At 67.5% G+C, this 10293-nt stretch carries 7 protein-coding genes; 1 reads left to right on the top strand and 6 read right to left on the bottom strand.

The window, feature by feature from the left end; translation table 11 throughout:
• Window positions 1-79: 79 nt before the first annotated feature.
• The 6 genes from ABD120_RS39220 to ABD120_RS39195 form a co-directional block, all read right to left on the bottom strand.
• A complete protein-coding gene (locus tag ABD120_RS39220; protein ID WP_343955536.1) occupies window positions 80-3166 on the bottom strand; it encodes a GDSL-type esterase/lipase family protein in 3087 nt (1028 codons plus the stop codon).
• 1066 nt (window positions 3167-4232) lie between these two features.
• Window positions 4233-4451, bottom strand: coding sequence for a hypothetical protein (locus ABD120_RS39215; RefSeq protein WP_343955534.1), 219 nt, complete (start codon window positions 4449-4451; stop codon window positions 4233-4235).
• A 250-nt stretch (window positions 4452-4701) separates the two neighbouring features.
• Window positions 4702-5820 carry a hypothetical protein gene (locus ABD120_RS39210; RefSeq protein WP_343955532.1) on the bottom strand — a complete coding sequence of 373 codons (1119 nt, stop codon included), beginning with the start codon at window positions 5818-5820 and terminating at the stop codon, window positions 4702-4704.
• Window positions 5821-6298: 478 nt separating this feature from the next.
• On the bottom strand, window positions 6299-6493 hold the full coding sequence (locus tag ABD120_RS39205; RefSeq protein ID WP_343955530.1) for a hypothetical protein: 195 nt from the start codon (window positions 6491-6493) through the stop codon (window positions 6299-6301).
• A 194-nt stretch (window positions 6494-6687) separates the two neighbouring features.
• Window positions 6688-7506: an NACHT domain-containing protein gene (locus tag ABD120_RS39200; RefSeq protein WP_343955528.1), complete on the bottom strand. Its 819-nt coding sequence runs from the start codon at window positions 7504-7506 to the stop codon at window positions 6688-6690.
• A gap of 26 nt (window positions 7507-7532) precedes the next feature.
• The gene (locus tag ABD120_RS39195) at window positions 7533-8888 is read right to left on the bottom strand and encodes an NACHT domain-containing protein (protein ID WP_343955526.1); all 1356 of its coding nucleotides are present in this window, start codon (window positions 8886-8888) and stop codon (window positions 7533-7535) included.
• Window positions 8889-9510: 622 nt separating this feature from the next.
• On the opposite strand from ABD120_RS39195, the gene ABD120_RS39190 reads away from it, so the two are divergent.
• Window positions 9511-10161, top strand: coding sequence for an NsdA family TPR-like regulatory protein (locus tag ABD120_RS39190; protein WP_486348456.1), 651 nt, complete (start codon window positions 9511-9513; stop codon window positions 10159-10161).
• The last annotated feature ends 132 nt before the right edge of the window (window positions 10162-10293 follow it).

Here is a 10293-nt window from a genome sequence, read left to right as displayed (position 1 = left end):
CCTGCCGGGTTCACCAGCTGAGATCAATTACCGGGTCAACGTTCCGGGGCGGGCCACTAGATCAATTTGAAGACAGACCCTAGGGGTGGAAGGTGTCGAAGTAGTTCGCCGGAAGCTTGTTGAGGAAGGCCCGAGTGACACCGGTCCAGCCGATGCGCACGAGGTCGTCCCTGCTATCGCCGTCGAGGTCGGCGAACTGGATGTCCTTGGGGGGAAGGCCACTTTCCTCGGCGATCTTGCCGATGTCGCGGTAGGTTCCGCCCGCGCCCACGGCGCCCTCGTTGATCCAAGCCCTGGCGCCGCCCTTGGCGGTGATGAGGATCCGGTCGGCGCGCCTGTCGCCGTTGATGTCGGCGTACCGGATCTCCCGAGGGTTGGCCAAGGGGCCGCTGATCCTCTTGGGGTGGTCCCATTGCCAGTAGCGCATGGTGGGGCCCTGGAACTGGAGACCCTGGTTGTACCAGGCGGTCGTCGTGCCGTCCGGCTGGATCAGCAGATAGTCCTCCCGCCCTCCTCCGGTGACGTCGGCGAATCGGATCTTTGTGCTCGGGCCGATGACCAGGCGTTCTCCCTCGTGCCCGTTGGAGAAGACGTCGGCAGGGGGGACTCCCAACTCCTGCATGCACATGCGTGAACCGGACGGGTTCTCGGCCTTCCAGGTGGAGAGTTTCACCCGGCCATCCAGATGGACGACCATGCAGTCGGGGAAGCCGTCACCGTCGACGTCGCCGAAGCGCAGCATGTTGCCGACCGCCCCGGGCGCAGGTGTGTACGCGTTCTGCCCTTCGACGAAGGGGACCCAGTTCGCCCCCGAGGGGCCGCCGTTCCACCAGAATCGGAAGTTCTGGTCCTTGTCGACCGCCACGAACTCGGCTTTGCGGTCCTTGTTGACGTCGATCATCCAGAAGCGGGACGAGGAGGGGAACTGCTGGGCCTGGATGACGCCGCGGTCCTGCCAATTCGGGCCCAGGTCGTAGGGGTGTGGCGAGGACGTGCCCGGCCCGTCGTCCTTGATGTCGCACGGATCGGAGTCGGCGTTCTCGGCCGGGGAGTTCGGCCTCTGGATCCAGCCTCTGTTCTTGGCCTCTCCGGCCGCCCGCACGAACGCCATACCGAGCTTGTCGTAGCCTTGGTCGGTGGGATGAATACCGTCGGAGCTGATGTCGGACGGCCCCAATCCAGTGGTATCTGCGTAAACAACGCGCAGGCCGTGGGCCACGAGCCGGTCCACCAGGGCGGGGATCTGGGCGGTGAACGCCTTTCCCCTCGCGTCCTCGGCGGGATCGTGCAGGGGCTGAATCCCGGCCACCAGCACGGCCGCCCCCGGGGCGTCGGTACTGACCTGCTCGATCAGCGTTTCGAGGCGTGTGATCGCCGCGTCCATCTGGTGGTTCTGGATGACGTCGTTGCCGCCGGCGAGGAGGGTGATGAGGTTGGGCTGGTAGGTCGTGACGGAGCATTTCGCCTTGCCGGCGATCTCGTTGATCCGGAACCCCGGCCAGCCTTCGTTCTCGCGATCGGCCATCGTGCCTCTCCGCACCGAACCGACCCAGTCCACGTGGCCGTCGGAAAGATCCGTGAATCCCCGATCAGCGGTGGCCCGGTATCCGTTGCCGTGCGAACTGCCCTCGCCCCAGGTGGTGGACGACCCCAAAGCCATCGGACGCAAGGGTTGCGGAGTCGCTGCGGTGCCGCTTTCGAGCCAGCCGGACAGGACCGCGCCGATGACACCGTTGGCGAAGGCGTTGGCGATCTTCCGGTAACCGGCTTCGTTGGGGTGAAATCCGTCGGCCAAGTCGGTGGTGGTCAGATCGCTCATCGAGACCAGCGCGACATGCTTGCCCGCCGTCTGCCGCTCCATCACCATGCCCGGGACGCGCTGGTTGAATGTCTCGATCCGCGCCTGGACGGCCGGGTCGGAGGCCGGAGGGAGGGTGGCCACCAGCACCGTGGCGTGGGGGGCGTCCCGGAGGATCTGGTCGACCAGCCGTCCCAGACGGTCGGACGCACCGGCCACATGGGTGTTGTTCTTCATGTCGGTGCTACCGGCCATCAATGTCACCACGTTCGGTTTCATCTGGGGAACGGTGGCGGCCACGCGGGCGGCGATCTGATCGATCTCGTGGTCGGGATACCCCTCGTGGTCGGGGTCGGTCATCTGTCCCGACCGCTGGGACCCGACGAAGTTGAGGGCGTCCCGTTTCAGCAACTCGGTGTGGATCGATAACCCGTTGTGGAGCTCCAGCCGGTAACCATTCACGGTGGGCTCGCTTGCGTTGTGACCGTGCGTGATCGAGTCGCCGAGGGGCATCGTGAAAAGGTTTACCGGGTCCGCGCCGGCGCGGAACCTGCCGAAGTGCACCGGCCAGTGGTCGCTGTCGGTGTTCTCCAGGACTTGGGGGTTCCCCCAGTTGTCGGTCACGATATTGGTGATCATGTAGTCCAGCTCGCCGCCAAGGCGGTGGGTGGGGTGGCGGGGGTTGTAGATCTGGGATCCGGCGGGAAGGCCGACCTGTCCCAGCGTGGTCGGGAGGCGGTTGAAATCGCCGATTGTGGCCCAGTGCCGCACGAAGGGGTTTTGCGCGGCTCGCGCCGCGACGCGGCGTACCAGCGCTCCGACGTCGCTGCCGCCGCCCGATGCGGCGTGTACGGAGGCGAACAGCACCTGGTCTGCGTTACGGACGACGCCGAGCGCGTCCCGATAGACGCTGTCGATCGCGAAGACGTCGTCGGCCGCCCATGTGGTGATCATGCCGATGTTGCGGCTTGCCTGGCGCAGGATGTACAGGTGGACTTCCGGATCCCTGCGGCTAGGTCGCCACAGGTGGTGTTCGACACCGTTGATGTGTGGCAGTGTCCGCAGATAGCCTCCGGCACTCGGCCCGGGGCCAAATGGGGGATTGCCGAGGGGGACCTCCTGGAGGGCGACCACGTCATGGTGGCGGGACAGGTTGTAGGCCGCCCGCCAGCGGCTCGGCCCGTATTGCATGTTCCAGGTCGCCACGGTGTGAATGTCGGGGGGATTCGCCCGCGCGGTGCCCTCCGCGACGACGACCAGCCCGCAGGCCAGCGCGAAAACCGCCAGGATCGTGACCAGATGACGTGCCTTCGCCTGCGGGCCGCGCTGGGGTGTTGCCGTCAGCGCGGCATATAACGGTCTTCTCAAAAAAACCTCCGAAACTTGGCTTCTGCCCGGGCGGGAAAGTCTATTTGCTGTGCGCTATTTTGGATGGGCGGGATGTCCTGACATACGATCACGTTACGGACGTGGACGCGCCGGCTTCCTCAGTCGGATTACTGAACCTGTGCGCATCGAGGATCCCGGACTTGGGTACGGCGCGACCGGGTCGAGGTATTCCTGAGTTTCAGGGGGATCGTGGCTGTGGTGTTCTTGACTGCCGCGTCGAGATGGTCCAAGTCGGGTGCGCGGATGCCGATCCCAGAAAGGACGCAACCACCCGTGACATTGAATCAAATTGTTGAACTTCCGCCGCTGATACCATCAGATGCTTTCACATCCTCTACAGGTGCCATCCGCATAACCAGGCCCTGCTACTCCTAGGAATCCCACACCCGCCCAAGGGGTCCTTCGAGAAGGGGCCTTGTTCAGCGGTGGCGGGTGGCCGGATCGCGCTTCAGGCAGCCAGCGGGCGCCCGACGCCGAACATCCCGGAGGCGTATGGCTCGATCGCCGGATACCGTCGGTCAGCCGGGCCCCAGCAGGCTGGTGGGTTCGGCGATCACCTCGGCCGAAGGGCGGAAGTAGCGGCGCACGTTCTCGGGTTTGCGGTGCCGGGACTTGGCCATCAGCATCAGCAGGCTCGCACCGCGCCTCGCCCAGATGGGCGAGGGCCATGGGGAGGCGCGGTTCGGCGCCCGCCGGCCGCCGTGCTCAACGTCGAGCGCCCCGCACGCGATCCGTACGGCGGTGACCCGGACGACTTCTTCGGGGAGCCGTCCAACAAGTCGCCGGTGTCCATCGTGGAGGACCTGGGCGACTGCGCACCCGGGTCTCCGGCCCGCGTGCCCGTGTTCGGGTTGGGGAGCTCCGAGGCCGAGGCCAGCGGGGACAGTCAGGCGGAATTCTGCCGGTTGTGGAGCCACTGCCGAGCGGCCGCGCAGCAACAACCCCTGGTAGATCGGCCGAAGGTCGGCCCAGAACCGCTCCCCGAGCAGGGGCGCCACACACTGGAATACGGCAGAAACGGGCCGCCGGCTGAGGTAGCTGCTGATCAGCTCTCGGCGAGGGCTGCGTAGGTGGTGGAGCGGCCGATCTTGAAGGTACGGGCGGCTTCGATGACCGAGACGCCATCGCCGACGAGGCGGCGCAGGGTGGCCAGTTCGGCGGGGCCGATGACACGGGGCCCGGCCGGTCTTCTGCTTGCCGGGGAGCAAGCGCCCTTCGGCTTCGCGGCGTGCGGCGGTGGGCCGGGCATCGCCGTCGAATCCATGCCCTCCTACGCCCTCCGGACCGCCCTCCCCGCGCTGAGCCACAGGCGGCTGCCCGTGGAGGATGTTCTGGCACGTCACCTGAGGGCCGCTACCTGGCGTCGCGCACCGCTGGGCCCTACCCGTCCAGATTCCCCCGGAAGGCAGGGCTTTCGCGATGTCATGGCCTGCCCGACTCGCAGTTGCCCGCTCCATTGCGTTCCGCCCTGGTCACATCCAGGCGAGCACGGGACCGGCGCGGGAGGCAGGCGGTCAGCTGGTACTGGCCTGCCTGAGCAGGGTCTTGATTGCTCGGTTGTCGTCGCTGGACAGGCTCTCGCGGTGGGCCTTGCGCAGTGCGCGTAGGCGCCGTGCGCACCGGGCCACGGTCTTGCGGTCTTCCAGGACCAGCGCCTCCTTCAGGTGCGCGATGGCGTCCTTGAACTCGTTGGCGATCTGCTCTTCGGAGCGGGGCGCGGGCACCCTCACTGCGAACGTGTACCGCCCAGTGGGCTCTGACGCACGTGGGCGGGGAGGCCCGGGCGCGAAGGCAGGTTCGCGCGTGGGCCCGCCGTCCAAGCCTCGCAGCGGCGCGAGCTGGGACGGCGGGCCCATCCGCGCAAACGGATTGCCTCGCTCGCGGGCAGGGCCGGAGGCGGCGGTCCGTTGCGCAACGGAGGCACGCGCCGTGGCCGGCCTCGAGTCGGCTGTCATCGGCGGTGCGGGCTTGGGCGGCCGGGGAGCCCGGTTGGGCGCAGGAACATACCGGCTGATGCGGCCCCAGTCCCCCACGTTGTCCGGGGTGGACAGGAAGACCTGCAGGGTGGCCGAGATCGCGGTCGGGACGAACTTAATCCGTGCGTAGGCGATGCCCTGTCTGTCCAGGATCTCCCGCACCTCGGTGTTGCGCTCGTGCACGAACCAGTCCCACTCGCGTCCCTGCGCGGACGCGGCGTCCTGCTGGACCTGGATGATCGTGACGTCGCCGAGCACGATGCGGGTGTCCCTGGTGCCGACGGGGCCGCTGATGTGCATGTAGCGGGCGTCATGGCGATCGATGGGGTCGAAAAAGTCGACCTGCCCCTCGGGAAGGTCGCGGCCTTGGCGCCAGGGCTTCAGCTCGGCCCAGACGATCGGGGCCTCAAGGTCGAGCCGCCCCCGGTTTCTCTGCGCCCGGCGGCACTGCTCCTCATTCTCGCCCCGGTGAAAGAAGTGCGGGATCTTCTCGTCGCCGATGCGGGTGAAGAGCTGGCGCCCGCACCCGTTGACCGTCCCGCACCAGAAATCCACGCCGGAGTGCTCCTGGCGGAACTCCAGGGCAGCGTCGTGTTCGAAGGGCAGGAAGACGGCGTCCTGGGAATCGGCAGTCGGACCTTTGACTGCCGTCTGCACCAGGCGACGGTCCTGTGCTGTTGCGGGAGTCGAGCGGAGTTGGGTCAAGTGTGGAACTCCTTCCAAACACCAGCCCGGGTTCGGCCCCCGAACCGCTTCAGGATCGCAGAGCGTCACCGCTGGGACTACGCGAACCACCAGATGTAGTGGTCTGCAAGTCCATGATGCCCTACAGCTAGGACATATAGCACGCAAGTTCGGATAATCCCAGCTCACGCAGCGCGCCCCTTTCACTCAGGGTCATAAGGGCTGTTCGCGTTGCGTGTCCTCGGCCCGGCCGCCAGGGCGGGGCTCACCCCACCTGTGCACACGCGGCCGGATCAAATCCAGGTGACGACCAGGCCGACGACGCCGCATAAAGACCAGCGCGCCTGATCGTCACCGCGATGCACCCCATGCAGCTGTGACGTACGGACGCCGAGCTGTCGAAGACCCCTGCGTGGAGGCGCGGGGTGATCGGCAGGCTCCCCGATTGCCGCTACCGGTGACGGTCGAGTGCGTCGCCGTGGCCCCTCAGATCGCTGCCCAGCCTGGCCATCTGATCGGCGTGATCGAGTGCGGCCAGCGTGCCGTATCGCCAGCCCGGCGGGGCGAGGCGTACGGCGTAAGCCCGAAGGTCTCGCTCCAGTGTCTGCTGGCCCGGGTTCAGCCTCGTCCGCTGGTCGTCGTTCATTCGAACTGCGCGCGTCCAGCATCCCATCATCGGGGGATGTGCGGCCCGCTGGCCAGATGATTCACTCTCTGCCCCACGGCCGGCGAACTCAGCCGGACGCGGCACGGCACGACGCGCCCCACGCCGGCTCACTGTGCTCGTCAGTGACGCGGCTTGCCGAGCTCCGTGATGCGTGAGTTGTCGGCTTCAGCCTGTCAGAGGGAGGACTGTATCGTCGCCAGCCACGTCAGCAGCTTCTGACGATGCGGCTTCTTCCAGGTGTGACGATCCAGCGCCTCCGCCAGCATGGTGACGGCGGCGAGCCGGTCCAGTCTGGCCAGCTTCCCGGTCAGCACGATGAGCTCGTGGACGTCGCCTTCGCGCTCCCTGACCATCTCGGTGAGATCCGATGCGTGGTCGCGATAGATGATGTCGAGCCGTCGGCTCATGGACAGTTCGGCGAACACGTCCACGGCATGCAGCGGGTCGAACTCGATGATCTTCTTCGATAGCCGAGCGCGGTCGGGGAAGCTGATCGTCGGGCTCCTGAGGACGACCGACAGCACTTCCACAGCCGAGGGGACGTCGACTGAGGCCAGATCTTCGGCGGCGACGATCATTCGTGAGAGGTCTCGGCCGCTGGCCATCTTCCGGAGCGTGACGGCCGCCGATTCCCGGACCCGGCTGCCCAGATCGACGCCGTCACGGACCAGCTCCGCGATTCCGGCGGCCGGGCCGTAGCTCGCCGACAACTGCGCGATCAAGTCCTTCAGGCCCGGCGGGCTGCGCCCTTCCACGATCCAGGCGGCGACCAGGAACCGATCGTAGGAGGTCAGGTACGACTGCGAGAGCAGGCCCTTCTTGTGCGACAGCCGCAGCAGTTCACCCCGTCTGGCATGCGGGTCGCGGGCGGCGTGTCTGGCGGCAAGGAACTCGTGCAACGTCTGGTGCACGAACGTGACGTCGTCGGCCGTGACCAGCACCATGCCCGTGCGGCGCAGGGCCTGTGCCGTCAGTGCGTCCCACTTGCTCACCGGCATGTCGTCGGGCCGTAGATCGGCTACGCACGCCCTGACCTGCTCCAGCGCACCGCGACCGGTGCGCTCGCCTCGCCCCCGAAGGCGACCTGTCCCAAAGCGGTCAGGAGCCGGTTCGGCAGGCTGTCGATCGCGGCCGACGATTGAGCGCCGTAGCGCTGTAGTTGTGTGTGGAGCTGGTGGTTGATCCCGGTGGTGGAAGGGTCGTAGAACCTGTCGCACAACAGCTCGTAGAACCGCTGATAGGCGGTGTACCTGCCCGTGGGGAGAGGGTGCGTGGGGTCGGCCGCGTGCAACTGGCACAGGATGGTGGCCATGAGCGGGATTCTGACCAGCTCCCGCAGCCTTCCGCCGTTGACCTGGTACATGAAGGCCGCCACGGCGGGGGCGGGCTCAGGAACGTGGGCCGCGTCCATCCAGCCCCGGACGAACGTGGGCAACACGCTCACGTCCAGGGGAAGAAGTTCGTACCGCCCGGCGGAGCCGCTCTCCTCACGAGCCGGGTCGACGGCCTCGTCCAGGATCGCCAGCTCGGAGTCCGGCAGCGGCCGGCTGCCGATAACGAACCGATAGCAGTACTTCTTGTTGGCCATCAGGGTTTTGAGCACCCGAAGGCGCTCGTCGACGTCCGAGATCTCGTCCAGGCCGTCGATGAGGATCAGCCACTGCGCGCCCGGCAGGGGCGGGCCGCGGAACAGGCGGTCGGACGGAGGAACATAGTCGTATCCCTTGAGCTGCGCTGCGACCGCGTGCGCCAGCTGTTGCGTGAACGAGCCCGGCTGCGTGAGAGCCTGCGCCGGGACATAGACCGGAAACAGCGGCCTGGCCCGAGGCTCGTCGTCCTTCGAGGACGTGGTCTGGATCACGCCGGGATGCGTCGAACGGCGGGGCAGGGGCTTCTTCCCGCCTCCGCTGAGCAGCTCCCGCGCGAGCCTGATGACGATCATCCGCAGCAGGCTCGACTTCCCCGCACCCGGCCCGCCGAGCAGCCATGTCATGGGAACGGTCCCCTGGATGATGTCCTCGGCCGGTCGCCTGTCCCAGGCGGTCTTGTTCAGGCTCTTACCCGATTCACCGGCCTGCTGGAGCTGTGCCTGCTGCCGGACGTACACCTGTGACAGCGGCGGCAGCACGGTGCCTGGAAGGATCGCGGGATACGGGTGCTCGGCTGAGGCGAGACGAGCCGCGTTGAGGTATCCGGCGAGTTCACCCGCCGGCGGCCGCGGGTCGTACTCGGCCTGCTGCCTGGCGACCTCCCACAGGTTCTTGAACCTGTTCCTCTCCTGCGCCAACCAGTGACGGTCGAGAGATCCGCCCGGCGAGATCCTCCGGAGCAACCCGGTGACGAACGCCCACAGGTCGGCGAAGTCATCGGGCACTCGCCCCTGCTTCAGCCATCCCGACACCGTTTGCGGGCTCAGCCGCGGCCCGTTCCCGCCGTCGTGGATGTCGTCGAGGATTGAATCGCCCCGGCTTTGATGGAGACCTCAGCGGTTGACTCTTCTCCTGCCGATGAACAGCTCCTGGAGCCGTTGGCTTCTGCCCGCTCACCGATTCGATCACGTGCGCGGGGCGAACAGCACGCGTAGTCCGCCCCCACGTGCACCAGCATGCTCCCCGAGGTGACCACCCGGGCCTGCGAGCCCCCGCCGCTCGCCGAGCGCCCCGCAGCCCCGCCACCACGGCCTTCGTGTCGACAGGCACAGACATCGCCATCAGGCCCCAAGATCACCTGTACGTGAATTCCTCACTTAAGACTTCAGCTGCTCGGATGATCTGCGGCCGAGTAGGTGGTCGAGTTCGTGGGCGACCAGGCGGGCCAGCCATGGTCGAAGCGGGTGATCTTCTGCCGGCGTCCAGGATGCTGTGCTCGACCTCGAGGACTCCTGGGCGTGAGCCGTTCATCGAGGACGTCAGGGTCACCGCTCTGGTCGGCGGGGCGGCGCCCGTGACGGCGCACGATCGCCGACGAGGGCATGCGCGGCAGGCGGCGGCCAGCCCATCTGGCCACCGGCCGCCGGCGGCGACACCCTCACCGGCGCCTACATCCTGTCGCTGATGGCCATGCAGCACAGCTACGCCGGCGACGGCCGCACCGCCGTCACGCTGCTGGAGACCGCGCGGGAACGCATCGGTCCCGGTTCCTCCCGCACCGTTCATGCCATGCTGGCCGCCTGGCAGGTCCACGCGCACGCCGCCGCCGGTGAGGCTCAGCAGGCCGCGCGGGTCCTGTCCCGCGCCGACGCCCACTGGGAACGCCGCGACCTCGAAGAGGATCCGGCCTGGGCGTACTGGATGCGCCGTCCCTCCCACACGATCGAGGTCGGGCTCAGCTGGGTCGGGCTGGGCCGTTCCGACATCGCCGTCCGGCTGCTCGAAGAAGGCCAGGCCGGACGCAGCCTCGACTACGCCCGCGACACCGCCCTGGGCCTGACGGCCATCGCCGGCGCCCAACTGGAGCAGGGCGAGATCGACGGCGCGCTGGAGAACGCGGGCCGAGCCGCCGACCTGATGGCCACCGTCGATTCCAGCCGCGTTAGCGACCTGCTGCGCTCTTTCTCCCAGCGCCTGCCGTACGGTCCCGCGCGAGCGGCCTTCCATACCCGGTTGGAGATCCTCGCTCCGGCTCCGGACCACGATCACAGCGAGTAGGGAGCCCCGTGTTGTCGGCTTGCGGCGTGGCCCGTCCGGGCGCCAACCAGAAATACAAGGGTTCGGGTGGGCGGGCGGATATGAGGGGCCACGGTGATTCCGGACAGCCGTCTTATGGGCGTAGCCTATGCG

Origin of the sequence: Nonomuraea longicatena, assembly GCF_039525605.1 — a bacterium.
GTDB lineage: Bacteria > Actinomycetota > Actinomycetes > Streptosporangiales > Streptosporangiaceae > Nonomuraea > Nonomuraea longicatena.
The sequence above is the reverse complement of the archived record's forward strand: the minus strand, read 5'-3'. Positions and strand labels throughout refer to the sequence as shown.